Annotated in this window: 30 protein-coding genes; all 30 read left to right on the top strand. The window is 44.2% G+C overall.

Translation table 11 applies throughout. From position 1 onward, the window contains the following. Positions 1–5: 5 nt before the first annotated feature. The 30 genes from CPZ25_RS07000 to CPZ25_RS06865 all read left to right on the top strand — a co-directional run bounded on the left by CPZ25_RS07000 (position 6) and on the right by CPZ25_RS06865 (position 25127). Positions 6–1613, top strand: a complete 1608-nt coding sequence (locus CPZ25_RS07000; RefSeq protein WP_096920696.1) for a phage portal protein — start codon at positions 6–8, stop codon at positions 1611–1613. Next, positions 1600–2523: a phage minor head protein gene (locus CPZ25_RS06995; RefSeq protein WP_096920697.1), complete on the top strand. Its 924-nt coding sequence runs from the start codon at positions 1600–1602 to the stop codon at positions 2521–2523. The genes CPZ25_RS07000 and CPZ25_RS06995 overlap by 14 nt, the downstream gene beginning before the upstream one ends. Position 2524: 1 nt before the next feature. After that, positions 2525–2770, top strand: coding sequence for a hypothetical protein (locus tag CPZ25_RS06990; protein ID WP_096920698.1), 246 nt, complete (start codon positions 2525–2527; stop codon positions 2768–2770). A gap of 85 nt (positions 2771–2855) precedes the next feature. Next, on the top strand, positions 2856–3293 hold the full coding sequence (locus tag CPZ25_RS06985; RefSeq protein ID WP_243129377.1) for an XkdF-like putative serine protease domain-containing protein: 438 nt from the start codon (positions 2856–2858) through the stop codon (positions 3291–3293). Further along, complete coding sequence (locus CPZ25_RS06980) at positions 3286–4065, top strand: hypothetical protein (protein WP_096920700.1); 780 nt, start codon at positions 3286–3288, stop codon at positions 4063–4065. The genes CPZ25_RS06985 and CPZ25_RS06980 overlap by 8 nt, the downstream gene beginning before the upstream one ends. Positions 4066–4082: 17 nt before the next feature. After that, on the top strand, positions 4083–5024 hold the full coding sequence (locus CPZ25_RS06975) for a P2 family phage major capsid protein (RefSeq protein WP_096920701.1): 942 nt from the start codon (positions 4083–4085) through the stop codon (positions 5022–5024). Between the two features lie 14 nt (positions 5025–5038). Then, positions 5039–5317, top strand: a complete 279-nt coding sequence (locus CPZ25_RS06970; protein ID WP_096920702.1) for a hypothetical protein — start codon at positions 5039–5041, stop codon at positions 5315–5317. A gap of 9 nt (positions 5318–5326) precedes the next feature. After that, positions 5327–5638 carry a hypothetical protein gene (locus CPZ25_RS06965; RefSeq protein WP_096920703.1) on the top strand — a complete coding sequence of 104 codons (312 nt, stop codon included), beginning with the start codon at positions 5327–5329 and terminating at the stop codon, positions 5636–5638. 8 nt (positions 5639–5646) lie between these two features. Continuing rightward, a complete protein-coding gene (locus tag CPZ25_RS06960) occupies positions 5647–6024 on the top strand; it encodes a phage head-tail connector protein (RefSeq protein ID WP_096920704.1) in 378 nt (125 codons plus the stop codon). A 9-nt stretch (positions 6025–6033) separates the two neighbouring features. After that, a complete protein-coding gene (locus CPZ25_RS06955) occupies positions 6034–6459 on the top strand; it encodes a DUF6751 family protein (protein ID WP_096920705.1) in 426 nt (141 codons plus the stop codon). Beyond that, positions 6459–6848, top strand: coding sequence for a hypothetical protein (locus tag CPZ25_RS06950; RefSeq protein ID WP_096920706.1), 390 nt, complete (start codon positions 6459–6461; stop codon positions 6846–6848). The genes CPZ25_RS06955 and CPZ25_RS06950 overlap by 1 nt, the downstream gene beginning before the upstream one ends. Continuing rightward, positions 6829–7290 carry a chloramphenicol resistance protein gene (locus tag CPZ25_RS06945; protein ID WP_096920707.1) on the top strand — a complete coding sequence of 154 codons (462 nt, stop codon included), beginning with the start codon at positions 6829–6831 and terminating at the stop codon, positions 7288–7290. Before CPZ25_RS06950 ends, CPZ25_RS06945 begins: the two co-directional genes overlap by 20 nt. Before the next feature lie 3 nt (positions 7291–7293). Then, positions 7294–7785 (top strand): phage tail tube protein, encoded by a 492-nt coding sequence (locus CPZ25_RS06940; RefSeq protein ID WP_096920708.1) that lies wholly within the window; start codon positions 7294–7296, stop codon positions 7783–7785. A 121-nt stretch (positions 7786–7906) separates the two neighbouring features. Further along, positions 7907–8383 (top strand): hypothetical protein, encoded by a 477-nt coding sequence (locus CPZ25_RS06935; RefSeq protein ID WP_096920709.1) that lies wholly within the window; start codon positions 7907–7909, stop codon positions 8381–8383. Beyond that, positions 8343–8954, top strand: coding sequence for a bacteriophage Gp15 family protein (locus tag CPZ25_RS06930; RefSeq protein WP_096920710.1), 612 nt, complete (start codon positions 8343–8345; stop codon positions 8952–8954). The genes CPZ25_RS06935 and CPZ25_RS06930 overlap by 41 nt, the downstream gene beginning before the upstream one ends. An 80-nt stretch (positions 8955–9034) precedes the next feature. Further along, positions 9035–9289 carry a type II toxin-antitoxin system Phd/YefM family antitoxin gene (locus CPZ25_RS06925; RefSeq protein WP_096920711.1) on the top strand — a complete coding sequence of 85 codons (255 nt, stop codon included), beginning with the start codon at positions 9035–9037 and terminating at the stop codon, positions 9287–9289. Next, positions 9283–9555, top strand: a complete 273-nt coding sequence (locus CPZ25_RS06920) for a Txe/YoeB family addiction module toxin (RefSeq protein WP_096920712.1) — start codon at positions 9283–9285, stop codon at positions 9553–9555. Before CPZ25_RS06925 ends, CPZ25_RS06920 begins: the two co-directional genes overlap by 7 nt. Positions 9556–9625: 70 nt before the next feature. Further along, positions 9626–10129 (top strand): hypothetical protein, encoded by a 504-nt coding sequence (locus CPZ25_RS06915; protein WP_096920713.1) that lies wholly within the window; start codon positions 9626–9628, stop codon positions 10127–10129. A 259-nt stretch (positions 10130–10388) separates the two neighbouring features. Continuing rightward, on the top strand, positions 10389–14585 hold the full coding sequence (locus tag CPZ25_RS06910) for a peptidoglycan DD-metalloendopeptidase family protein (RefSeq protein WP_096920714.1): 4197 nt from the start codon (positions 10389–10391) through the stop codon (positions 14583–14585). Beyond that, on the top strand, positions 14566–15411 hold the full coding sequence (locus CPZ25_RS06905) for a phage distal tail protein (RefSeq protein WP_096920715.1): 846 nt from the start codon (positions 14566–14568) through the stop codon (positions 15409–15411). The genes CPZ25_RS06910 and CPZ25_RS06905 overlap by 20 nt, the downstream gene beginning before the upstream one ends. A 2-nt stretch (positions 15412–15413) precedes the next feature. Then, a complete protein-coding gene (locus tag CPZ25_RS06900; RefSeq protein WP_096920716.1) occupies positions 15414–20366 on the top strand; it encodes a Gp37-like protein in 4953 nt (1650 codons plus the stop codon). Between the two features lie 12 nt (positions 20367–20378). Continuing rightward, complete coding sequence (locus tag CPZ25_RS06895) at positions 20379–20798, top strand: hypothetical protein (protein ID WP_096920717.1); 420 nt, start codon at positions 20379–20381, stop codon at positions 20796–20798. A 1-nt stretch (position 20799) separates the two neighbouring features. Continuing rightward, positions 20800–20910, top strand: coding sequence for a CD1375 family protein (locus CPZ25_RS20970; protein WP_256168582.1), 111 nt, complete (start codon positions 20800–20802; stop codon positions 20908–20910). Between the two features lie 43 nt (positions 20911–20953). Continuing rightward, complete coding sequence (locus tag CPZ25_RS20645; protein WP_341473493.1) at positions 20954–21085, top strand: CD1375 family protein; 132 nt, start codon at positions 20954–20956, stop codon at positions 21083–21085. Positions 21086–21105: 20 nt separating this feature from the next. After that, on the top strand, positions 21106–21450 hold the full coding sequence (locus CPZ25_RS06890; protein WP_096920718.1) for a hypothetical protein: 345 nt from the start codon (positions 21106–21108) through the stop codon (positions 21448–21450). Between the two features lie 10 nt (positions 21451–21460). Then, entirely contained in the window at positions 21461–22657 is a 1197-nt protein-coding gene (locus CPZ25_RS06885; protein WP_096920719.1) for a hypothetical protein, read from the top strand. A gap of 14 nt (positions 22658–22671) precedes the next feature. Continuing rightward, positions 22672–23067: a hypothetical protein gene (locus CPZ25_RS06880; RefSeq protein WP_096920720.1), complete on the top strand. Its 396-nt coding sequence runs from the start codon at positions 22672–22674 to the stop codon at positions 23065–23067. Then, positions 23067–23399, top strand: coding sequence for a phage holin (locus CPZ25_RS06875; RefSeq protein ID WP_096920721.1), 333 nt, complete (start codon positions 23067–23069; stop codon positions 23397–23399). The genes CPZ25_RS06880 and CPZ25_RS06875 overlap by 1 nt, the downstream gene beginning before the upstream one ends. Further along, entirely contained in the window at positions 23400–23996 is a 597-nt protein-coding gene (locus CPZ25_RS06870; RefSeq protein WP_096920722.1) for a D-Ala-D-Ala carboxypeptidase family metallohydrolase, read from the top strand. A 240-nt stretch (positions 23997–24236) separates the two neighbouring features. Beyond that, positions 24237–25127, top strand: coding sequence for an SDH family Clp fold serine proteinase (locus CPZ25_RS06865; protein WP_096919949.1), 891 nt, complete (start codon positions 24237–24239; stop codon positions 25125–25127). The last annotated feature ends 4 nt before the right edge of the window (positions 25128–25131 follow it).

Below are 25131 nucleotides of genomic sequence, written 5' to 3'. Positions count from 1 at the left end.
CGCAAATGACTAAACGAAACAATAAAAAATCAATACCCAGTCAGTCCGGCAGAGAAAATCATGTGGTCGCGAAAGCAGTCGGACACACAACAGTGATGGAAAGCCGGGTAATGGCTGAGGATGCTTTTAAAGATTATTATGGCGATAGTGATGTTTTGGAGCCCCTTTACACGCCGGAGCAGCTGGCAAGGCTTACTGAGGAATCGGATATTCTTCAGCAGCTCATTGACGCTTACAAGACAAATATTGTCGGATTTGGAGTCAATGTGGAAAGCGATGTGGATTATGAAAAGCTATCAGACGCTGAGAAAAAGCCAATTGATGCTGAAAAGATCAAAATGGAAAATCTGATTAAATACTGCAATTTTGATGAGAGCTTTTCATCTGTCATGAAAAAAGTCATCGTTGACCGGGAAAGCATCGGCTATGGATGTATCGAAGTGGTTGAAAATAATATGGGTGAACCCGCAGGCTTTACACATGTCCCAGCCCACCAGGTGCGAATGTGCAAGAAACAGAACCAATCTGTGGAAGTACCATGGAAAATCAAGGACGATAACGGGAATGAGATTGAATCCACGATCAAAAAGAAGTTCCGAAAGTTCATCCAGATTATTGATGAGAAAAAAGTCTATTTCAAAGAGTTTGGCGATCCCCGAACGCTAAACTGCCGGACAGGGGAATACACCGACAATATCGAAAACAGCGAAGATGAAGCGTCAAGCATCATCTTTTTTAATATCTACTGTTCCTATACGCCCTATGGGCTGCCAAGGATTATGGGGCAGCTCCTTAATATCGTTGGCTCACGTGAGGCGGCCGAGCTGAATTACAAGTATTTTAAGGATGGCCGCCACGTACCTTCGGCAATTCTTGTGCAGAACGGCAAGCTGACCGAAGCCAGCACCAAAGCTTTGGAGGAAGGCAAAGGGAAGAATGCTCAGCACAAGTGGCTGATCCTTGAAGCGGAGGGCAACGAGAACGAGTATAAGATGATGGGGGACGATACAAAATCTCAAGTCTCCATTGACATCAAGCCCTTAGCTGCCATGCTTCAAGAGGACGGCCTTTTTCAAAACTACTGCAATAACAACCGTGACCATATCCGTTCAGCGTTCAGGCTGCCGCCGCTCTATACTGGAGAAAGCCAGGACTACACCCGGGCAACGGCAGACACCGCCCGGCAGGTCACTGAGGAACAGGTTTTTCAGCCAGAGCGTGAAGAACTTGAAACAAAGCTCAACAATCTGCTAAAAAATGCCCTGAATATCCAGAACGTGAGCTTGCGATTTGCGTCTCCTACCATATCGGATGACAGCGCCGTTGCCACAGCAGTAAAGAGCTATGCAGAATCCGGAGCCGCAACGCCGAATGCGATTCTAGACGCTTTAGGCCGGGTGCTTGGCAAGAAATTAGAACCCTTTGAAGAGGATTGGGGCAATATACCCTTACCGATTTATCTTAAGATGATGGAAAAACAAAGCCAGAATACAGAGAATAACCCTGTCAGCGACCGTGAGGAAGTGGAAAAAGCCGATAACACACAAACAATCCTTGACGGTTTGGAAGCTCTTAAAAAAGCCTGTGAGGAACGAATAGATGAAGATGGATAAAGAAGTTTTTAAAAAGGTTTTGAAGGCTTGTGAAGCAGCGATCAAGAAGTTGGACAAAGAGAACAAGACTTTTATTGATGGTACAGGTTACGCTGCCGCTGATAAAAAGCGTTTGCTGTCCGCAGTTGAAGCAATGGAACAGGCGGCGGCTCCATCATTAGAAGCGCAATATAAAGCCATGCTTAAGAAGCTGGAAACATTAAAGAAGCATCCGATAAAAAAATATGCCGTCAGCATAGCCAAAGTAGAGAACGAAGAGCTGACCGATGAGGAAAAACAAAAGAAGATTGAAGAACTGACTGAGACCATTGTGGCCTTTATCTGGGTGAGTAATCAAAACATTGGTAAAGCCCTGTCGGATATTGCTCAACCGCTGTATTTAGCCATTCTGGAAAGCGCCTATCAAGAATTTGACGGACAAAAGAAGTTGGAAGCCAAGAAAAGGGCCGAAGAATGGGCAAAAGAATACAGAGAAGCCATTGCCGGGATACTTAATACCTCAACAAAAGAAATGATCCGGGATTTAGTTTACCGGATACTCAGAAATAACCTCTCTTTAGAGATTGGAAAAGTGCTTGATCTGATTAAAGAGCAGATTATAAAGCTTATCCAGGGAGTGAAGCGCCGGGCGAGAACCATTGCCCAGACAGAAGCCATTAAAGCAGCCAACACCGCCCGATATTACGCAGCCATTATTGCGGGAATGACCCATAAAACATGGCACACGGTCGGGGATAACAAAGTAAGAGACTGGCACAGGGCGGCCAACGGGCAGACAGTGCCCATTTTAGGGAGTTTCACTGTCCACGATGAAAGCCTGCGCTATCCCGGAGATCCAAAAGGAGCCGTTGGAAATATTATCCGCTGCCGGTGTTGGATCGACTACACCCGAGGAAAGGAGAAAGGATGATGTGAGAGATTATGCACGCAAGCCAGAAATGGTTAAGGCCGAAAAGATAACAAAAGAGAATTATCTTGAGCTAGCAAAGGAAAACAAGTGTCAGGTCAGCATCGACAAGGAAAACTATTTTCTGGTGTATAAGCCAGAGTCTGGTCCTACGGTCATAACCGATTTTGGCCGTTACCTGATTGACCGTAGCGGTGAACTGACACAGATGCATGCGGATATGTTTGAGTCCTTGTACGCCAAGGCTTAGGAAGGCTGGTGATCCGATTATCTCCCTTGAGACCGGGGTTATGGTCTTATTTTTATGCAGAAATGAGGTGAACTGATTGGAAAGAATGAATGTCACGATGCCGATCTCAAAAATCGACAACGAAGAACGTATTGTGTACGGCGTCGTCTACAAGGCGTCCAAGGCGTTTGACGAAAATGGAAAACCAACAGATTTTGTTGATACCGATCATAATTGGGCGACAGAGGCAGAAGTTAAAAAGGCTTGCCACAATTTTAACCGAAAGTTACAAAAACCAAAGAAAGTACAGAAAAGTGCAGGAGTGGACAAGCAGCACAACGGTGTCTCTGGATATGGAACTGTCTTGGAGAGCTATATTGCCAAAGCCCCCGTAGAAGATATTAACGCAGAACCCGGTGACTGGGTGGCCGCCGTTGAGGTAACCGATGAAACCACATGGAATGAGATAGTTAAGGGTGACATAACCGGTTTTTCAATTGGCGGGACAGCCACGATTAAGCAGGAAGGAGAAGAACATGCCTGAAAAGAAAATAGTGCCTGGCGAAATGGAAGATATTGATGTAGATTACATTTCGCTGGTTAAAAAGGGCGCGAACAAACAAGAGATTGCCATCTACAAAGAAGATTACGAGCAGGCAGAAGAAGAAAAAGAACCTGTCGAAAAGAGCTTTTTTGAACATATGAAAGCTTTTTTCTCGAAGCAGGATATTGAAAAAGCTGAAAAACAAGTGCCTGTTCCATCGTTTGCGTCTAAGATGGCGACGGAAGATGTAATGAATAACCTATATAGAGCGTCCGACACGTTTAACGGCACAATCCGGGAGATTGCCAGAAGCGACATTAAGGATAAGCAGGCCGCCTATGCGAATACAATAGATGAATTTTCGTCTTATATGAAAACAAAATTAAGCACTAAGAGCATTGCGAAAAGTGATGCTTTTTTTGATCTTCAAAAGGAGGAAGAAGAATTGAACACAGAAGAATTACAGGAAATTATTAAAAGCACGGTCGAAGAAGTGGTTAAGCCACTGAAGGAAAAAATCGAAACGATTGAGAAAGACGATCATCCGGAAGAAGTTTCTAAATCCGAAAAAGCAGAGATGAATGCCAATGAAATGACAGCGAGCATTAAAGACATTGTGAAAGAAGCCGTTGGCGGTACTTTGGAAGATATGGAAAAACGCCTTTCCGGTATTGAAAAGTCCCGTGGAATCGCTAAGAGCGACGAAGCGGAAGATCCAAAAGTGATTGAAAAAGAAGCTGATATTTTTGATGGCTACTTTGTAGCAGAGTAAGAGGAGGAACAAATACGATGATGAATAACAGAACACTTATGTCTAAAGCCGCTATCGATACCGCAGTGTTAGGTAACGGCGGGAAAATGAATCCTGAACAGTCCAGACAGTTTATTACTTTTATGAAAGATTACTCACCTTTCTTGAGCAGGGTGGACATGATTACCATGCAGAGCACAAGACGTACTCTGGAATACGGAGAAGTCAACAAGCGTGCCATGCGTAAACAGAAAGAAAATCAGGATAATGCGGCAACTGGCACCTTCACCACAGATCAGCGAGAACTTTCCGCTGTGGGTGTAATCATGCCGTATGACATCACTTTCCAGTTTATGAAGGAAAATATTGAAGGTAAAAAGGCAAACACTACTTTAGCCCGATTATTTGCCCAGCAGTTTGCAAATGACACCGTTGATTTAGCCTTTAACGGCGATGAATCTGACACATCGAGCGGAGACAAGGACTTTTTATCCATTAACGACGGATGGATTAAGATTTGTGAAAGTGACTCAGGCACACATAAACATGACTCCAAAGCATTAAATGGAGATATGATTAAGATTTTTGATGCAATGCTGTCACAGATGCCATCGAAATACTTCCAGATGTATCAGCAGGAAGATAAAAGCCAACTGAAAATCTTTGTTTCCCATGCAGAAAACAGAAAATACAAGAATCAGCTGGTCGAAAGAAACACGGCTCTCGGTGATTCCGTCCTGATCAGCGGCCAAAATGTCAATTATGATGGGTTTGAGATTGTGCCTGTGGGTTTTCTTCCTGACGGTTACAGAATGCTGACTACTTACAAAAACCTTGCTTATGGTATTTATGGTGGCAGCTTAGAGACATACCATGAAGTGGTGCCGCGTAAATTAAGACACGAATACACCCTTCTGGCGGACTGTGACTTTGAAATCCATAATCCGGACGTGATTGTTGTCAGCAAAGACCGCACCTGATCGGAGGCTTTAGTATGGGATTAAGTACATCAATTGTCAGCTCCCTTAAAAAGCTTGCTGTGAAAATAAAAGGTAGTGGCACTGTTGAAGATTTTCACAGCACATCTATTGCGGGAGTAATTGACGAAATAACAAATATATACACAAAAGGTGAAGGCGTTAAAGGTGATAAAGGCGTTGGTGTGAAAGCCATTGCCTTGACCACTGACGAGGCTGGTAAGGTTACCGGCGGAACAGTAACTTTCACAGATGATTCAACATCGGCGATTACTGTGACGCAGGCATCCGCTTAAGGAGAATATATGGCAGTAAAAAAGGTAGAAGCGGGACATAAGGTCACCGCTGATGAAAAGAAAGACAGAAGCCCGGCAGAAGTCATACTGGAAGAACAGGCCGGGCTTCCAGTGGAAGAAGCTGTTCCAGAAACAATTAAAGAAGAACAAGAACCAGAGGAAAAAGAACTGGAACCAAAACTTAAGCATCCGCTCAATATCGTTGTTCTTACGAGAGCAGCTTCTTTCTTGAGCAATGGTGTTTTGTATAAGAAAGGCGAACCAGTCGAGGTTCAGGAAGAGCTGAAGGAAAAACTACTGAAAACCGGACTGTTCGAGTAGGTGCTTTTATGCCAGAAGTAGAAAAAAATCCATATGCTGATCTTGAAGAAATCAAGGAGTATTTGGGAGTAAAGGCCGATAAATACACGGATAAGACCTTAACAAACTTTGCTCTTGCAGCGAAGAATATGATTGACGGCCATTGCGATTACTACAAATTAACAGTAGGTGATCCGGTTTCAGATATTGTGAAGGTCGTGAATAAGGAACTTGTCAAGGCAATGCTTACTGTGGATGTGAATAAAACATCCGAAAGAGTCGGGGAAGTCTCATTTTCGTATAATGATAACCGTTTTGATGCGATTTTAGCAAAATTAAACTATCTTCCTGCGAGTAGAAGTGAAGCAGGACAGGCGGGGCTTAAAGCAAGTGTGTGCCTGATTTAGGAGGCTAAAATGTTTGATACAAATCTTACCATTTACAATATTTATCGCGATTATCAAAACGATAAGCGGGTGTACCATCGAACAAATCTCCACGGTGTGAACTGGCAGGGAAAAAATGTACAAAATCTGTCTAATAAGGAAATTGAAAGTGCAGACTACACGAATGTTTATATTCCTGAGACGGTGGTTGCCGATGAAGGGAAAGTGTTTTGCACGCCGGAAGAATGGTCAGCAAAAAGTACCGACCGATCAGGCAGGTTTACCTTCCAAAAGAATGATATTGTGGTGCCGGGGAACATCGACTTTGACATAACGGGTGAAGAAGGGGCAAGGGAAAAAGATTTATTTGAACGCTTTCCCGCCCTTCGAGTCTTTGAGATTACCCCTTGTTTTTTCGGCGCTGAGGCGGATCACTGGAAGATTGGTGCGAAATAATGGGCTTTAAATGTACTGTAAAGATGGACGCGCCAAAAACGATATTAGCAAAGCGTAATCTAAACCCCGGCGGTGAAGCTGTAAAGACATTGCAAAAAGAGATCCACGCTAAAGCTGAACCGTACACGCCAAAGGATACCGGGAACCTTATCCGGACGGTACTGTTTAACCCTTTTATCGGCGTATTGATCTATTCAGCATCGAATAGAGGATTTATCTATGCTTACCGTGTCTGGAATCCTGCGAATAATTTTAATTTTCAGCAGAACGGGTCTGGAAAGCGTGGAAATAACTGGATTGTTCGTATGTGGATAGACCAGAAAGCCGACATTTTAAAAAGTGTCGCAAAAGTAGCAGGAGGAAAAATGAATGAGCAATCCCATTATTAAAATAGTGCGGGATTTTATAAAAACATGTCCCCATCTGCCGGAGTATTACAAAGGCATTGGTGTAAATTATCTGTCGGATCAGACGGATACCTATGTGATCGAGAGTGTGCCGGCAGAAGAAATCATTGATGGTTATACCGATGGCAGCACCACCCGTCAGTTTGTATTTCTCTTTGCCAGTAAAGAACCGTACGGAGAGGATGTCCTCAGCAATATAGACAATCTTGGCTTTTATGAGAAGTTTTCTCGATGGTTAGAAGAAAAAACAATGTTCCGGCAGTTACCGGAACTCGGAGAAGGACGGGTAGCTGAAAAATTAACGGCTGAATCCGTCCCGTATGTATTCAGCGAAAAAAATAATAAGGCGAGGTACCAAGTCCAGTGCAGACTTGTGTATTACCAGCCAAGAGTAATAGAAAATAATAGCGAAAAAGGAGTATGATTTATGAAAAAAGCAATGCGTTTTGACACGCTGGATTTTATCAACATTGGCACTGGAGAAGCGGAAGAATGGGCTTTAATGGGTGGCTTTAACAAGTTGGACGAAAGTCCTTCCCCTAAAGTAGATACCAAAGGATATGTGCATGACCGGGCGGCTTCGTCTACCGTTACGGGCTACGAACCCTCATTCCCGTTTGAATCTGACCGTATTGTGGACGATAAGGCGAATAAGTTGCTTTATGAAATTGGCAGAAACCAGAAAACTGGTGAAGATGCGGAAGTTGATTATATTCGTGTCGAACTGACAGAAGAAATCACTGGTGCAGAAAAGTCCAACACCTTTGCGGCTCGTAAGTTCAGATGCGCCGTTGAGGTAACGGATATTTCCGGTGAATCCCTGGAAGTCCAGAAGGTTTCCGGTACCTTATACCAGTGCGGTGACTTTATTGACGGGGAGTTTAACATCGAAACCAAGAAGTTTACAGCAGCAGCTTGAAGTGCTCCTGTTGAAAGTCCGGCTGTGGCTTCTCTGTCTCAGGAAACCACAGAACCGGACGAGCCGGCTGCGGAACCGGAAACCCTTATGGATGAGATGAATTTAGAAAGCGAGGATACACATGAAACAGTTTAAATTTGGTGAAAAGCGGCTGATTAAGTTTGATATTGAAGGGAAAGTCTATCAACGTCCCTATAATGAAACGCTTATCCGAACAATAGAGGAAATTGAAAAAAACCTTAATAACGCAATGAAGAAGATTGAAGATACCACTAATTTTAATGAAATGTTTGCAGAGGTTGAAAAAGAATGCAAAAAAGGCATTGATTTAATCCTTGGTCAAGGTAAATTTGACGAAATTTTTGGAGTTAGGGGCTATGATGCCATGGAAGAAGCCGATCTGTTGATGTATTTAATTGACGAAATCAACGCTTTCCAATCCGAAATAGCAGAAGAACGGGCTAAGGAAAACAAAGTGGTTGAACTGAGTCCGGAGAAGAAAGCACAGATTGAAGGTGCAATGAAAAATGCTGTAAGTTCAGAAGCGGGGGCAATCCATGAGTTGGGAATTCCAAGGAGAACTGCCGAGTATCGTTAAGATTGACGGTGCCGATTATTACATTCATTCTGACTATCGTGTGTCCATTGAATTTGCTGAGCTGATGGAATCAGATCTGAAGGATGATGAAAAATGGATTCGTGCGCTTGAACTTTATTTCGGTGGTATTCCTCAAAACATCAACGCAGCAGTTGAGAGCATCGTCTCTTTTTATTCCTGCGGAAAAGATGCTGAATCTATCCAGAACGAGGCAGCAGAACAGGAAGACGTTCGTGTCGTTGATCTCAGAAAAGATATGCCGTATATTTATGCGGCTTTTTTAGACCAATACAAGATTGATCTGTACGAGACTCAATACCTGCACTGGTGGCAGTTTATGGCCATGTTCAAAGGTCTGCGCAAAGATGCCCGTATCGTGGAGATTATGGGCTATCGTAGCGCAAAAGAAGAAAGCTGGATGAGTAAGGAGCAAAAGGCCGAAATAAGGCGTATGCACCGGATATGGGATTTAGACAAGCGAAGCGATTCCGATCGAAAGGCTGATGAAGAATTCCTCAAAATGATTCAGGAAAGTGGCGATATTGCTTCATATTTAGAATCCTTAAGTTAGTATAAAATCTCTTAATTTTAATTGACGTACGCTAAAACGTACGTTATAATATATATATAAACTATTAAGAGGTGAAAGCAATGAGTACCGTAAATGTAACGAGCGCCAGGAAGAATTTATATCAGTTAGTGAATGATGTAAATGAAAACAGCATCCCGGTTACCATCGTAAATAATCAGGGAAAAAATGCTGTATTATTATCTGAGGACGATTGGAAAGCAATTCAGGAAACACTCTACTTAAATGCGATACCCGGTATGGTTGAATCTATTCTAGAATCCAGAAAAGAACCGGTTGAAGAATGTGCTGTATATGATGAGGATGAAGAATGGTAGAGAAGAAGTACACTATTGTTTTTTCTAAACGAGCCGAGAAAGATAAAAAGTTAATAAAGGCTGCCGGATATGAAAAGAAAGTTCGAGAAATTCTACAAAAACTGATGATTGATCCCTATTATAACCCCTTAGATGTTCTGCAAGGAAATTTAAAGGGGTTTTATTCTAAGAGAATCAATGTTCAACATCGGATTGTTTATGAGGTACTGGAAGAGGAAAAAGTTGTCAGAATAGCTCGTATGTGGACGCATTATGATAAGATTTAGCCTCAGAAGTTTCTTGATAATAATCTGAAATGATAGTATAATGGCCTTATACTTATAAGGGGGCGTCGCTATGGGTAAGAAAAAAGAGCAGGAGCAAACACGAACTGGTGGTTACTTAATAAGTGGATTGCCACAGAAGACAAAAAATGGAAGTATACTTCTCGAATTTGAAGGTAATAAATTGAAAATTATTGAAGATGCTGGATTATTTAAAGTAAAACCAGTTCAGACCTTTTGGTTAGATGTTGACAAAATAATTTCTATTGATCTTATTACCCAAGACAATTTAGTAGAAAAGCAAAAAAGTACATTTGGACGGGGCATTGCTGGTGCAGCATTGTTTGGGACAGTCGGAGCTATAATTGCGACATCTTCTCCTAACACAGAAACTAGTGTTAAAAAAACAGGGGTTTTGGTTATATCTTATTATGGAAAAAACGAAGAAGATATTAAAACAATTACTTTGAGCAAAGATGAAGAGTGGTTTTCGTATACTAGAAATTTCATAGCATATTTCAGAAAACACTATCGAGGCGAATTTCAAGAAAACGAAAACGGCGACATAATCTTATAGATTGTAACCATCCGAAAGGGTGGTTTTTTTATGCCTGAAAGCAGGTGATATATATTGTAAAAAGAGTAAAATGCACTAAATGTGATTACATTATGCCCCTGACTTATAGCGAAAACGCTGAGTGTAGGGGTGTTTTTGTACAATGCAAAGGCCGAAATTGTAAAAAACCATTTGAGATAAAAATAAAAAACGGTAAACAAGTCAAGTAGAGCCATTATGAGCCGATGACAAGTCACACGATTAAGAGGTGGTGAAATCATTGGCTAAAAGTGATGGTCAGGTCATTATTGAAGCCCGTATTGATACGGAAAAGGCTGAAAAAGACCTAAAAAACTTAGAGAATAAAGTTCAAAAAACAGCCAAGAATATTGAAAAAACAAATGTAAAGGTAAAAGTTGACAGCGATACGGACAAGGCCACTAAAGACTTAAAAGGCCTTGAAAGCAAGGCGAAAGACCTGTCTAAAAATAAAGCTAAGGTATCTGTCACTGCGGATGTGGAAGCGGCTGATGCTGATCTTGTAAGACTTAAAGCGCAGGCTAAAACGCTGGACAAAATGAAGGTTGAAGCGGCTGTAAAAGCTGAAACAGCTTCGGCAGCTGCGAATTTAGCGCGTATGCAGGCGCAGATGAAAACCATCAACCAGATGAGGGCCAAAGCCACGGTCACAGCGGACTCGGCGCAGGCTGAAGGAAAGACATCAAAGCTGAAAAGCTTGATTAAGTCACTGGTCGATAAGGTGCATAAGGTAATAGTTGACGCAGATACGACCGGAGCGATAGCAAGTCTAACTGCTCTTAATGAAAAGACTAAAAAGGCTTCATCCGGCATTAAATCCATGCTTACATCGGTTGGGGTGGTCAATGCGGTTTCCGCTGCTTTTAACACGGTTAAGCAGTCTGTTAGCAGTGCATTTAGTCGTATCGACACCATGAATCAGTTTAACCGAACGGTTACAGCGATCACCGGGAGTGCTGAATCGGCTGGGGTTGCCTTAGGACAGTTAAAGGACATTACAAAAGGAACAGCTTATGGCCTTGATGTAGCGGCCAAAGCGACACAGAACTTTGTCACCCGTGGATTAGACATCAGTCAGGCGACCGATCAGGTGCGTATCTGGGGCGATGCCGTCTCTTTTTACGGCAAAGGCACCAACGAACAGTTTGAGAATGTCACCGACGCTTTAGCAAAAATGCGAACCAAGGGTAAGGTCGAGATGGATCAGCTTGACCGGCTTTTTGAAGCTGGGATTGATGCAGTTGGTATGTATGCTCAGGCAACTGGACGGTCATCAGCCGAAGTGCAGGACGATTTGTCTTATGGGCGTATCAGCGCAGAAGAATTCATCAATACGGTCTCGACCGCTATGCAGGAAGGAACTAACGGTGTTTTAAGCGTTGCCGGTGCGGCTAAAGAAGCCGGTGCAAGCTGGGCTGGAACTTTTGACAATGCAAAGGCAGCTTGCGCCCGTGGAATGCAGGCGATTATTGACTCAATTGAAGAAGCTTTAGCTGCTAATGGGTTACCGACCATGAAAGAGTCTGTCGCTAATCTGGGCAAGGCTTTTGAAGAAATGGCGGGTAAGGTAGCCGGTGTCATGCCGCAGGTCATTGAAAAACTAACATGGTTCATTGATCACGGCGACGCTGTTGTCGGAGTCATTACGGCGATTGCTTCAGCATTTGTTGCACTTAAGGCCGCTGCTATCATAGGAAGTGTAGTGGGAGGAGTAAAAGGCATTGCAAAGGAGTTTGTTAATGCAAGAAAAGAACTTGGTGTTTTTAGTTCTATTTTTAAAGCCATCGGACTAGGGCCGATCCCCATCATCATCGCCGCTGTAGCGGCTTTGGTTGGTGCGTTAGTTGTAGCCTATAACACGTCTGAAACCTTCCGAAACGCTGTCAATAACTTGTTTTCTAAAATTGCTGAGAGTGTTGGTCCGATTATTGAACAGGCAATCAGTGCTTTTAGTGGTCTAGGTACTGTCATTTCAGATGTTTTGGGGTTTGCTTTTGTCAACATTGTTCCGGTGTTAGCCAGATTTCTTGAGTTTATTGGTCAGATGGTGGTTGGTATCGCTCCTTTGATTGCGCAGCTTGTCGGGTCTTTAGCACCTGTGATCGCAACGATTGTCACGGTGCTGATGAACGTCATTCAGGCAATTATGCCAGCTTTGGGGGCTGCGCTAAATGTCATCATGTCTGTTTTAGAAGCGGTCGGGCCGGTGGTCATGAATATTTTGAGCATTGTGGTCAGTGTGGTTAGTTCGATTATACAGACATTGTCGCCGATTTTATCTGTGATCGGGCTGATTGTTACAACCATTATCGCAAGTGTTTCACCGATTATAACCTTCATTGCGGATGCTGTCGCTATTATTATCCAAGTCATTGGAAAGATACTGTATACCATCACGGGAGTGCTCTCAACGGCATTTAAAGTAACATCTGAGACCTGGACAAATATCATGTCTTTTATTACAGGCGTTGTTAACGGGATTACAGGTGTTATCAGTAAGATTTCTGCGGTTGCGGGAACAGTATTTAACGGCATCTATACAGTCTGCTCCAACATCATGAATAAGGTCGACGGTGTTATTCATGGTGTGTTTGACGCTATCCGGTCATCATGGGAAGGCCTGACAGGGTTTGTCGGCGGTATTTTTAATGGTATTTCCGATTCTGTCAACGAGTTGGTCAGCCAAGTCAAGGGATTTGTCAATGGCGTCATCGGCGGTATTAATGCCGCGGTTGGTCTGATTAATAAAATTCCTGGGGTTACCATCTCGGAAATCCCTTATTTAGCCCGTGGGACGGACAACTTCAAGGGCGGTTTTGCTCGAATCAATGAAGGTGGACGTGGTGAGCTGGTCATGCTGCCAGACGGAACACAGGTAATTCCACATGACGTATCCATGAAGTATGCTTCTGAGGCCGCTAAGGCTTCTATGACTGTGGAAAGCCAGAAAGTTAATACAAGTCTTTCTTTGGAAGTTGAGGAGCCTAAAAAAGAGGATAACAGCTTTATTAAAGGAATTGCTGAAGACATTGACGCTGAATGGCAGAAGGTTTCAGATTCCACGACAACGAAATGGCAGGCTATTAAGACATTTTTAGAAACGACATGGGCTTCTATTAAGCAAAACACGATTAACGCGGCGGCCTTAATGACACAAGAGATTCAAGGGCGTTTTACCACTAATTACAGTACCATTAACAACCTGACCACAAGCTTTGCATCAATGATGGGACAGCAGTGGCAGCGTGTTTTAAGCCAGATAACGGCTGTTTTAGACCGGATTAGCAGCGCTTCAAGCTCCAAGTTCAATGAGGTAAAAAATACAGCAATCTCGATCATGAACGGCCTTCCATCGGCGCTTTATAACGTCGGTGTATCAGCAATGAATGATCTGATCAGCGGGATTAATTCACGTCAGGGTGATGCGAACAATGCAGCCAGCAGCCTTGTTGAAAGCCTGTTGAACAAATTTAAGGAAGGGTTAGGCATTGCGTCACCCTCCCGGGAGATGTTCTCCATTGGGCAGTATATGCTTCAAGGGTTAATCAATGGCCTTGACGGTGATAACTTATTAAAATTCGTTGATAACATTGTGGGTACCATCAAGGATAATTTCAGCAACATCAACCTGAAACAGCTGATTAGTGCCATGGGCAGTGATGTGACAAAGCTTTGGCAGAAGCTGGGCATTAACTTTGGCTCCGGCGCTTTTGGCGAAGGCGGCATGATGTGGCCAACGGACAGCCAGTCAATCACTTCTTATTTTGGAGGTCGTGATTCTCCGGGTGGCATTGGTTCGACCAACCATATGGGGATTGACATCGGCGCTTCGGAAGGTACACCGATTTACGCAGCACTGCCTGGAACAGTAACAACGGCGGGATGGTATGGTGGATACGGTAATGCCGTAATCATTGACCACGGCGGCGGGATGCAGACCCTTTACGGCCATATGTCGGCTGTCGGCACTTCCCCTGGTATGAATGTTATGCCGGGACAGGTCATCGGCTTTGTGGGCAGTACCGGAAATTCTACCGGGCCGCACTTGCACTTTTCTGTGATTCAGGACGGGCAATGGCTTGACCCACTGGCATTTTTCCCCGGCTTTAAGGTAGGAAGTAAGTATATTCCAAATGATATGCTGGCCTATCTGCATGAAGGGGAGGCAGTTGTCCGCAAAGATGAAAACCCACATGCGAACAGCAAGGGAAGCTTCTGGACAGATATTCTTAAAGGTGCTGTCAATAGTCAGAACGCATCAATCCAAAATGAGACATCACAGTTTTTCTATAACACCACAAACATGGTTACGAACAATAATAACAATGAAACGATTCAGAACATCTATTTTCAGGAAACACCAAAACGTCCGTCTGAATTCAGGCAGGCACTTAAACAGGAGGGAAGGAGGTTAGCTTTTGGCAAGCAAGGTCTATAACATGACATTTGATAACGGCAAGGATAAGCTCGTTATTGGTGCCGGCACAGAATACGGCATTGTCAGCTATGAAGGTTTTGACAATACCAATATTGATGTAGAATTGGAAGAATACCAGTTTGACGGCGGGAAGATTATCCGCCAGCGCATCGGGAGCCGGGCAATGTCGGTGCATTTCCACTGTAAACAAAGCAATATTGAGCGGAAATTTTTTATGGAAGGCTTTTTCAGCCCGCATAAACCGGGCACGATTACGGTCAATAATCAAGGCCACTACCGCCAGGCAAGCTATATCGTGACTTCCCTTGAGGATAAACAGGAAAACTTGCATAGCGGCATTGAATTTGAGCTACAGATGAAAAGCCCAGAGGGCTATTTTGCAGACCCAGATTATACGCTGGTTGAAATGAACAGTTGGGAAGGCGGCTTTACATTGCCGTCTGACCTTCCATTTTCTCTTAGACACCGTGGTATTGCCCAAAAGGTTATTATTAACGAAGGGCAAGCCGATACTCCGGTGTGGGTTCAGTTTAAAGGGCCTGCAACGAGTCCGAAAGTCCGAAATGTGACAACTGGCCTACATGTTCAGGTGGCGACCTCGCTGACTGAGGGACAGACACTGCACATCAAAACCGATGAGAATCGACCAGAAGTCTTGATTGAGGAAAACGGGATATTCACCAATGGGTATCCCTTAATCACCGATGCTACCAGCCTTGAGATGCGGCTTGTTGAAGGGGACAATCTCCTGAAATATGAATCCGCGGACGCGAACCAGATCAATCAGGTGAACGTCCTTTATAAAAATCGGTATCTGGGGGTGTAGCCATGAAGCCAATTATTCGAGTCTACAACAAAGACCTCCAGTTTATCGGTGAAGTTCATGACGCCAGCAGTGTGATCTGGACCAAGCGGTGGAGCACTTACGGCGATTTTGAGATTCATCTGGACAAACCGAACCCACTTTTTGAAAATGGCAACTATGTCATGCTCAACCATGACCCATACAAATGCGGTGTGATTGAGTATGATCAGGATGATGGCGATGGCTATCAATACAACTCGACAGAGGACTATGTTGTAAAAGGCTATAGTCTTCTTTTTTTACTCTATCACCGGATTACGGTTCCAACGAGTGCTAATGATGGCTATTTGGTTTGGAACAATAAACCCGCTGAGGATATTATGTATGAGCTGGTGGATGGGCAAGTCATTCATCCACTGGACACAAAGCGGGTTATCCCACATTTTGAAGCGGCGGCCAATCAACACCGTGGAAAGAAAATGACTTTCCGATCACGGCTGAAATATCTGCCAGATGAATTATATGAGCTTTCCATTGAATCCGGCCTGGGCGTTGCAGTGCGCTTTGACCCGGTCGGAAAGCGGTTTATCTTTGAAGTATTGGAAGGTGTTGACCGGAGGCGGACAGGGCTTGGAACCGAGATTAACCGTCAGAGCTACATCTTTTCCAGGCGAAACCGAAAAGTCAAAAAGCACACCTACACCCACGACACATCTTCTTTTAAGAATATGGCTTATATCGGTGGGCAGGGTGACGGTGATGACCGGACCATTGTGACCATCTATGATGATCTTTCGGGTTTGAACCGACGTGAAGCTTTCATTGATGCCAGGGATATTGCTGATGAGGATGAAAATACCAATAGGGCTCTAGTTGATCGTGGTAAAACCAAACTGACAACAGATTTTAGGGAAGTTATTAATTATGAGTATGAAGCCGAAACCGAAGATTATATGGTTCTTTGGGATTTGGGCGATACCTGTACGTATATTGATGATAAAAAGCAGATCACGCTGCACCAGCAGGTGACCGAAGTCCAGGAGACCCACGAGGACGGTCAGTTGAAAATTGACCCGACCTTTGGCTATACGGAGAACTCGGTCTCGAAATCTTTAGCATCGGTCACTCAGGCAACCATTGTAGAGCGTACAGGTATTAGTGCGAAGTTTACACAATTATACGCGGATTATGCGGAGATACAGACCATTGTAGCGGGAAAGGCGGATATCCAAGACCTTACGGCTATGAATGGAAAGATCACCAACCTTGAAGCGGGGATTGTGACCATTACAGGCAATCTGAACGCTGCGGTTGCTGACATTACGACCTTAAAATCAAATTATGTTGAGGTCAACAAATTGGTGGCTGAAAAAGCCAGCATCGAGAGTTTGAATGCTGTTAAAGCGTATATCGAAGACCTTGAGGCAAATATCATAACGGTAGATCAGCTGAATGCGACGAATGCGCGGGTAGATATTCTTGAAGCTGGAAATGTAACCATTACCGGGCGTTTGGATGCGGCAGAAGGGCATATTACAGACTTAACCGCAGATAATGTCACTATTAATGGAAAACTAACTGCTGCTGAGGCCAATATCGGAAAGCTGACCGCAGACCTTGTAACGACCAATGAGTTGGTGGCAAAGAAAGCTGCCGTTGAGGATTTAAATGCGGCCAATGCAAAAATTGAAAAGCTTGAAGCCGACATTGCAAATGTCGGTGATTTATCAGCCATTACTGCGGATATTGGAAAGCTGAAAGCGGACGTTGCGGACATTGACACGGCCATGATTGGCAAAGCGGACATTGACCTCGCCAACATTAAGAATGGTTGTATTACTACCGCTATGATTGGTACAGGTGTTATTGGCACCACACAGATTGCAGACGGCAGTATTACCGATGCGAAGATTGTGGGATTGACGGCTAATAAGATCACCGCCGGGAGGCTTGATGCTGCCCAGATCGAGGTTGTGAATCTGAACGCGGCGAATATCACGGTTGGTACCATCAACGGGGTGCAGATCGCACCCGGGGCCATTGATCTGGATAAATTATCGGGTACGGTGTCTGGAATGATCAATGGGGCGGTGGATACGGCTAATAATGCCCAGACAACAGCTGACGGTAAAAACAAAATTTATTACCAAAACACCCAGCCCGGACTTACGGGCAACAAGAAAGGCGATACCTGGTTTGACACTGCCAACGGCTATAAGGCTTATGTCTGGGATGGGACAAAATGGTCCGCCAGTCCTTTTGGTTCAGGTGCCCTGTCGGATGCAGTAAACAGCAGTATCACGACGGCAGGCAGCAACGCCAGTACCGCCTTAGCCAATGCGGCGGCAGCAAAAACCGCAGCCGATCAGGCAGCGAAGGATGCGCAGACAGCACAAAGCAATGCCAGCGCCGCAAAGACAGCCGCTGACCAGGCCGCAAAAGACTTGGAAGCCGCTGAAAAAAATCTGGCAGCAGTTACGGGCAGAGTGGATGCCACAGAGGAAGAAATCGCCGCCGCCCAAGCCGCCGTTACGACCGCCCAGAACAAAGCCAACGCAGCAGCTCAGGCAGCAGCAACGGCACAGAGCACCGCCGATACAGCGAAACAGAACGCGGCGACCGCCCAGACGAAAGCCGACAGCGCCTACTCCCTTGCGGATCAGGCGAAAAAGGCAGCGGCCACAGCGCAGACCAGTGCGGACGGCAAGAACACGGTCTTTTACCAGACTGCGCAGCCGCCGACAACGGGACGAAAAACCGGGGACACCTGGTTTGACACCGATGATGGAAACAGGATTTACCGTTGGGATGGTAGTAAGTGGACAGCAGCCCAATTTGGCACAAACGCTATTGCGAATGCGGCCATAACCAATGCGCTGATCGCAGATGCGACGATTCAAAGTGCAAAGATTGCGGCTTTAGATGCGGCTAAGATTACGACAGGCATACTCAGTGCCGACAGAATCGCTGCCGGCAGCATTGTCTTTGGGAAGCTCGATGGCAGTACGCAAGGAACAATCAATACCGCAAAAGATAATGCGAACGCAGCATTGCTGTTAGAGCAGGTTGAAACCATTACCGGATCGCTGAAGAAATTCAAAAATGTGTGCGGTTATACAAACGATGTTGCAAATCTCAAAGGCTATTTGATCATCACAACACCAATCACACCATCCAGAATGGTCAATGTACACATCAGCGGATACAATTACGTTTCCGCAAATGAGACCATTGATCTTCGAGTCGGTTTTTATAACTACGGCTCAAGCATCACCAGTGCAGGATATGTCAATAACGGAAGTCTGCAATTCTCGTCGATTAAGGTCGCCAAAGTATCCGCAAGCGATACGAGAGCCGTCATTATTATCGGAAGTGCAGATACGGTCTGGCAATACCCTAAAATCATCGTAGATGAAGTCATTACAGGTTACAGCACCGTCTGTCCAGATTCCTATAAAGACGGCTTCAGCGCAACCATTACCGCGACATTGCCGACAACCTATGTTCAGACAGCTACCTTAAGCGGATCGGCGTTCAAAAATGAGATTGGTTCCCTTGACTCCGTTCTTGCCGCCTGGTGTTATAACAATGATAAGACCTACATCAATGGCGGAAAGATCTACACGGGTAGCATCGCAGCATCGCAGATTGCAGCGAATGCCATCATCGCAGGGAAGATTGCCGCAAACGCTGTAACGGCCAGCACCATTGTAGCCGGGGCAGTCACCCTTGACAAGCTCGCGGCCAATTCTGTGAACGCCAGCAAAATTGTGGCAGGCAGTATCACTGCAGCCCAGCTTGCAGCCAATACCATCACAGGGGATAAGATCGCAGCAACTACCATCGCTGCCGGAAACCTCGCAGCTAACAGCGTCACCTCAGATAAGATTGTGGCCGATGCTGTCACGACAGCGAAGATTGCCGCTAAAGCAGTCACCGCGAATGAAATGGCAGCGGGAAGTATTACCGCTTCAAATGCGGCATTGGCGGACGCCTGTATTGTCACCGCTAAAATCGCTGACGGTGCCATTACCAATGCTAAGATTGCCAATGCGACGATTCAGAGTGCAAAAATTGCGGCATTGGATGCGGCTAAAATTACTTCCGGGTACATCGCGGCGGCTAGAATACAGGCAAAAACACTGACCGCCGATAAATTGAATATTTCAACGTTATCGGCATTAACCGCTAACCTAGGGACAGTGACTGCTGGTGTGTTACAAAGTGGTAACTATTCCGCTGGAAATGCCGGCATGAAAATTGATTTAACCAACGGAACTGTTGATCTGACAGGAAATATCACGTCTGCGAACGCGACTTATAAAGCAAAGTTCAATTCAGCGGCGTTGAGTTTTTATATGGCATCCGGGAATACGACGATTGGCTCAATCGCAGCTGTACCTAATGATGAGGGATATGATACCTATGGATTGAAAATAACTTCCGGAAATTTACTTTCATTGCGAACAGGACTCTATTTGAATATATCATCGGGATATAAGGTCAGTATCCATACGGATAATGGGGCTAGCCTTGGAATGTCGGACAATATTGTCTCATTGGACGGTACCATTTATATTCAAAATAAAACTTTTTTGGATCGAACCTACCCCGTTGGTTCTATCTATATGAGTGTGAACAGCACATCGCCAGCCACTTTGTTTGGCGGGACGTGGGTAGAGATACAAGGGAGGTTCTTGCTTGGCAGGAGTTCCAGTTATGGAAATGGGAGTACTGGCGGGGCAGCAAGCGTAGCCATTTCAACAGCACAGATGCCTTCGCATGGTCATACCATTCGTGGATGGAATATTGGTGCGAATGGAGCGTTGCCAGACACAACACCATATAACTGGGTTGGGTATGATCGTTCTGGATGGTATTCTGTAGATTCGGTTATATCAAAAACAGGCAGTGGTTCTGCACATGACAATATGCCGCCATACCTTGCTGTTTATATGTGGAAGCGAACCGCATAGAAAGGAACATTTATGAAAATATTAAAGTTAAACGATGGAACACTCTACAATGTACTTTATGCCGAACCCGGAGAGATTCTCGGACACGGTGAAAGAACGCTGGAAATTGGTGTTTTTCTTGAAAATGAAAAGACACCACTTGATATCGAAAATGCCTTCAAAAATCATGCTTCCCGTATCGAACTGGGAGGGAAAGGAATGACGGAAACCGGCGAAGAAACACCCTTTGAATGTCATCAGGTTTTTGAGGGCTATTCTCAGATCAGAACTTATACGGTTAACCGTAATTTTGTTTATGATATTGACCAGACCGCTGAGGTGGTTCAAATCATTATGCAGGAACCAGACTTAAAAACAGAAGTGCAAAAAACAAATAATGATATTATGATGGCTTTGACAGAAGTTTATGAAATGATCATTGGGGAGGTTTAAAATGGCTAAAATCTACTACACGCTCATTAAAGAAGGCCGAAAAACGATTGAAGATGTCCCGCAGAAAATACGGGCGGAAGTGCAGGCGTTACTCGATGCTGACAAAAATTAAGCTTTGGATTTTAACAAAACTAGCAGGAAAGGAGGGAAAGGATATGGCCATTATTTACGCCACTTTGATTGTGAATGGTAAAAAGAACTTTTCACAGGTACCGGATCGGATTAAAGATCAGGTGCGTCAAGTTTTGAAAGATTTAGAACTGGAAGAATTAATCAACGAGAAATAAAAAAGTAAAGGATAAAAACAATGAAACTGAAAAACAAAGAAATCATCGCCGCGATTGACAATTTTGAGAACCTCAATAAAGCTGGGCTTAAACTGCCTGGCCGCGTTGGCTTTACGATCAAACAAAATAAAAAGAAGCTCCTTGCGGAGTATCGGGATTATCTTGAAGAACTGAATGGCATCGAGGCAGAAAAAGACTCGCAAGAATGGAAAGACACTACGAATGAGCTTTTAGAAGCAGAGTCTGAGGTTGCGATTGCGAAAGTTTCTCCAGAGCTGCTTTTTGATCAGGATTATGAGCCGATTCTGTTTGATATTCTGGATTTTATGTTGGAGGAAATACCGGAGGAAGGTTCGGCAGAATAAGGAGGCATTTATGGCAGTAAAAAATTCATTTTTCTGGAATGGAAGTGATGAATACGGCGAAGAAGAGATTGCAGCGGTTCATGAAGCGACCATTCGTCCTGGAATAAAGGTGGACGATGCGGGTAATCTGTGTTTTGCCGTTACATCACCTTCAAACGGGAGAATTTCGGTTGCCCCAGGGATTGCCCATCTGAGCGGTCCGGCATGGTTTTATAAAAGTACAGCAACCGCTTTAACAGTAACAGCAGACAGTACTTATAACCGAATTGACCGGGTGGTGCTCTACGCAGATTTTGTAGGCAAAAAGACGGGTATTGAAATCAAGAAAGGGACCGCCAGCAGCGCCCCTGTGGCACCTGCTTTGCAACGGGACACACGCCGTTATGAACTGTCCCTTGCCCGAGTCACGGTAAAGCCCGGTGGCTCAACGACAGTAACTGATGAACGTGTCAATACAACCGTGTGTGGAGCGGTAAGAATGCGGGACTGTTCCGAATTTGACTCTTATTTCAAAATGATCCAAAAGAGCTTTGATAATTGGTTTAACACGCAGCAGGGCGCAGGATGGCGGCAGTTTTATATTCAATCAACAACACCGCCTAGCACGGTCGTTGATGGCGCTTTATGGCTGGATACTGGAAACAATAACCAGTTGAAGGAGTATGAAATTGCGAGTGAGAATCAGGTTGGTACGTGGAAAAATATTTATGTAAAGCCGAATGTGGCGGACATCTATAGAGACAATAGCAATAAACTTTTTGGTGTAAAAATGGCTGGGGATATTGTGCGGGGTCATACTGTAGATAACAGTGTTATTGGAACCCTTCCGTTTAACACAGCAAGGGATGGTTTTGTGACAAAAACAGATTATGCCGAGCTTCAAAGCGATGGTAGTGTAAGAATCACACGCAAAGGATACTATGATTTTTCGGCGAATGTTTTTATATCGGATTCTCCAGGGCTTGAAGGGACTTATCATATGCGTATTGTTAAACGCAACACGGATTTTACAATCGGAGAAAACTATGTACATACATCAACGATTAATCCGAATCATATTTGCTCTGGTAACCCAAGTGGGTATGATTATTGTAACGTTGGAGATATCATTGCTATATACGTGGCACCACCAAGATATCAAAGTATGTACCGAGTAGATCAAAAACATACACATTTTGAAATCGCGCCCTATGCGTTTTTTGAGTAGAAAGAGGAATGGGAATGATGCCACCACCAGAGTATCTATTAAATTTAAAGGAATGGGCCGCAGCGATCACGACAATTGCTGCGGTCTTTGTATTGGTCTGTACGCCTGTAGGAAGCTGGCTCAGAGGTCTGTTTAAGAAACATGTTCAAGACCCCGAAAACCTACAGGACAAGCAGATTGCAGAGATGAGAGCGCAATTAGCGGCCTTGGAGCGTGCCAGTATGGCGACCTTACGTGATCGGGTCGTTTTTTTATGTGAAAAATATTTAGAAGCTGGGGAGATAGCGCCCCGGCAGTTTGAAGTTTTGACGGGCTTGTATGAATCATACCGGGAATTGGGCGGCAACAGCTTTGCCCATGATCTGTATGAGAGTGTACGGATTCTATTTCAGAATGGAGGTAAGGATTGATGGACAAAATTAATTGGAAGGTACGGCTGCAAAGCAAAGAATTTTGGATGGCGGTCATCGCCTTTATTATTCTGGTGGCGCAATATGTTTGTAAATGGTTGGGGCTGGAATTTGATATTCCAGGCTTAAACGAGATTCTTTCTGCGATTCTTGGGCTTTTTGTGCTCCTGGGGATTGTGGTCGATCCAACCACGCCAAAGACCACAGACAGCCAGGTGTCGCAGGAAAAGCGCAGCATTGACGAAAGCGCAAAAGAAGTAATTGCCAGAACGCTCAGTAATGACGATCTGGCTGAAATATTAAGTCGAGTAACAACAAAGGAGGACAAATAAATGACATTATGGAGTGATATAGCAATTCAGCAGTTTTTAGCTGCAATCGGTAAAGATTTAGGCCCATCAGGTATTGATGGGGAACTTGGAGATAAAGGATCAGATAGCTATTCCAGAAAGGCGATTGCCAGCTTTCAGGGCGATTATGGACTGGATCAGGACACGATTTGGGGTGAACAATGCCAGCGTAAAGCCAAAGAAATTTTGACAAATGGTATTCAGTTGACCGCAAATTTCAATTCAAGCGAGCTTGGGTGTGGCATCGCCGTATCCGATGACCCAAACGCACCACACGATGATGACTGTATGAACTGGCCGGATATGATCAACCTGACAGCGCTCAACTGCTTACAAGCTACACGAGACCGCATTGGGCCGATCCAGGTGACCAGTGGCGTACGTTGTAGAACCTATAATGACTGGCTGTCCGGCAGCAGCAGCGAGAGCAAGCACATGGCAGGCCGGGCGTTCGATTGTAATGCTATGGGAGCCGTGGATTATGAGACACTGCTACAAATTGGTTTGGAATGCGGTTTTACATGGGGATACGTTGGGGATGGGTATGTCCATCTGCAATATGACGGCCCCAGTTTTTAAGTAGTATTACGCAAGTTATAAGCGGTTTCTCGTGCAAATCTCGCGATAAAATGGCTTTGAATAGCCGATTCTTTTAATTTTCTCGTGTAAATCTCGTGTATTCTGGCCGTCCTTTGGGGCGGCTGTTTTGTTATAATCTTTGGAATGTGGGTATGTATCAATAAAAATTCATATTTTACTGTAGCAATCTTCTATGGAGTGTTATATAATTAATAGCACAGTAACCGTAGGAGGTATGTAATGGCAGGTTGGGATGATATTTTGAGAGAATTAAACGAAACAATGTCGCAAAGTGACTATATTCGTCGGAAATATCTTAAACTTTTGTCAAGGTATACTGGGAGAAACACTATAGCGTATTATTCTGCGTTTCTATCAAGGGGAAATAGTAATATCGGAAATCTAGATATTAATGATCTAGATATGACAGGATTTATGAATTCTTTAAAAGGTATGGATTGTTCAAAGGGGTTGGATCTTATATTACATACACCTGGGGGATCACCAGCTGCGGCAGAAGCAATTATTAGTTATTTAAGAAGTAAATTTAATTCGGATATAAGAGTTATTGTACCTCAATTAGCTATGTCTGCTGGGACTATGATGGCTTGTGCGGCAAAAGAAATTATTATGGGAAAGCAGTCAAGCTTAGGCCCTATTGATCCCCAATTCAATGGAATCCCCGCTTATAATATCCAAATGGAGTTTGAGGAAGCGAAAGAAGATCTTGCTGAAAATCCCCAAAACACTCAGTATTGGGCTATTAAATTACAACAGTATCCAGCGGCTTTTTTGAAAACTGCCATTGATGCAATTGAATTATCGAGCAAATTAGTGGAAGATTGGTTGGGCTCTTGTATGTTTGATCAAGAAAAACCCGAAGATAGAAAAACGATTGCAACGATAGTAGGTAAATTAAATGAGCATGTCGATTCAAAATTGCATGGCCGGCATTTTAATATGGAATTTTGTAAAAAAATTGGCCTTAAGGTAACCGCTTTAGAAGACGATAGTCAATTGCAAGATGCTGTTTTAAGTGTACATCACGCATACATGCTATCAATTGGAAGCTCTGATGTGGTAAAAATAATAGAGTCACAAAACGATAAAGCTGTTATTAACCATGCTTAATGGC

The sequence above is a fragment of the Eubacterium maltosivorans genome (genome assembly GCF_002441855.2).
Lineage (GTDB): Bacteria > Bacillota > Clostridia > Eubacteriales > Eubacteriaceae > Eubacterium > Eubacterium maltosivorans.
This window is presented reverse-complemented; position numbering and strand designations above follow the sequence as displayed.

What these genes read in the sequence shown, in the direction of transcription:
- CPZ25_RS06880 (WP_096920720.1), top strand. Translation starts at nt 22,672, where the DNA reads ATGATGCCACCACCAGAGTATCTATTAAATTTAAAGGAATGGGCCGCA.
- CPZ25_RS06930 (WP_096920710.1), top strand. Translation starts at nt 8,343, where the DNA reads ATGAGTTGGGAATTCCAAGGAGAACTGCCGAGTATCGTTAAGATTGAC.
- CPZ25_RS06890 (WP_096920718.1), top strand. Translation starts at nt 21,106, where the DNA reads ATGAAACTGAAAAACAAAGAAATCATCGCCGCGATTGACAATTTTGAG.
- CPZ25_RS06980 (WP_096920700.1), top strand. Translation starts at nt 3,286, where the DNA reads ATGCCTGAAAAGAAAATAGTGCCTGGCGAAATGGAAGATATTGATGTA.
- CPZ25_RS06885 (WP_096920719.1), top strand. Translation starts at nt 21,461, where the DNA reads ATGGCAGTAAAAAATTCATTTTTCTGGAATGGAAGTGATGAATACGGC.
- CPZ25_RS06870 (WP_096920722.1), top strand. Translation starts at nt 23,400, where the DNA reads ATGACATTATGGAGTGATATAGCAATTCAGCAGTTTTTAGCTGCAATC.
- CPZ25_RS06985 (WP_243129377.1), top strand. Translation starts at nt 2,856, where the DNA reads ATGAATGTCACGATGCCGATCTCAAAAATCGACAACGAAGAACGTATT.
- CPZ25_RS20645 (WP_341473493.1), top strand. Translation starts at nt 20,954, where the DNA reads ATGGCCATTATTTACGCCACTTTGATTGTGAATGGTAAAAAGAACTTT.
- CPZ25_RS06915 (WP_096920713.1), top strand. Translation starts at nt 9,626, where the DNA reads ATGGGTAAGAAAAAAGAGCAGGAGCAAACACGAACTGGTGGTTACTTA.
- CPZ25_RS06935 (WP_096920709.1), top strand. Translation starts at nt 7,907, where the DNA reads ATGAAACAGTTTAAATTTGGTGAAAAGCGGCTGATTAAGTTTGATATT.
- CPZ25_RS07000 (WP_096920696.1), top strand. Translation starts at nt 6, where the DNA reads ATGACTAAACGAAACAATAAAAAATCAATACCCAGTCAGTCCGGCAGA.
- CPZ25_RS06970 (WP_096920702.1), top strand. Translation starts at nt 5,039, where the DNA reads ATGGGATTAAGTACATCAATTGTCAGCTCCCTTAAAAAGCTTGCTGTG.
- CPZ25_RS06960 (WP_096920704.1), top strand. Translation starts at nt 5,647, where the DNA reads ATGCCAGAAGTAGAAAAAAATCCATATGCTGATCTTGAAGAAATCAAG.
- CPZ25_RS06945 (WP_096920707.1), top strand. Translation starts at nt 6,829, where the DNA reads ATGAGCAATCCCATTATTAAAATAGTGCGGGATTTTATAAAAACATGT.
- CPZ25_RS06965 (WP_096920703.1), top strand. Translation starts at nt 5,327, where the DNA reads ATGGCAGTAAAAAAGGTAGAAGCGGGACATAAGGTCACCGCTGATGAA.
- CPZ25_RS06955 (WP_096920705.1), top strand. Translation starts at nt 6,034, where the DNA reads ATGTTTGATACAAATCTTACCATTTACAATATTTATCGCGATTATCAA.
- CPZ25_RS06920 (WP_096920712.1), top strand. Translation starts at nt 9,283, where the DNA reads ATGGTAGAGAAGAAGTACACTATTGTTTTTTCTAAACGAGCCGAGAAA.
- CPZ25_RS06950 (WP_096920706.1), top strand. Translation starts at nt 6,459, where the DNA reads ATGGGCTTTAAATGTACTGTAAAGATGGACGCGCCAAAAACGATATTA.
- CPZ25_RS06865 (WP_096919949.1), top strand. Translation starts at nt 24,237, where the DNA reads ATGGCAGGTTGGGATGATATTTTGAGAGAATTAAACGAAACAATGTCG.
- CPZ25_RS20970 (WP_256168582.1), top strand. Translation starts at nt 20,800, where the DNA reads ATGGCTAAAATCTACTACACGCTCATTAAAGAAGGCCGAAAAACGATT.
- CPZ25_RS06940 (WP_096920708.1), top strand. Translation starts at nt 7,294, where the DNA reads ATGAAAAAAGCAATGCGTTTTGACACGCTGGATTTTATCAACATTGGC.
- CPZ25_RS06875 (WP_096920721.1), top strand. Translation starts at nt 23,067, where the DNA reads ATGGACAAAATTAATTGGAAGGTACGGCTGCAAAGCAAAGAATTTTGG.
- CPZ25_RS06995 (WP_096920697.1), top strand. Translation starts at nt 1,600, where the DNA reads ATGAAGATGGATAAAGAAGTTTTTAAAAAGGTTTTGAAGGCTTGTGAA.
- CPZ25_RS06900 (WP_096920716.1), top strand. Translation starts at nt 15,414, where the DNA reads ATGAAGCCAATTATTCGAGTCTACAACAAAGACCTCCAGTTTATCGGT.
- CPZ25_RS06925 (WP_096920711.1), top strand. Translation starts at nt 9,035, where the DNA reads ATGAGTACCGTAAATGTAACGAGCGCCAGGAAGAATTTATATCAGTTA.
- CPZ25_RS06975 (WP_096920701.1), top strand. Translation starts at nt 4,083, where the DNA reads ATGATGAATAACAGAACACTTATGTCTAAAGCCGCTATCGATACCGCA.
- CPZ25_RS06895 (WP_096920717.1), top strand. Translation starts at nt 20,379, where the DNA reads ATGAAAATATTAAAGTTAAACGATGGAACACTCTACAATGTACTTTAT.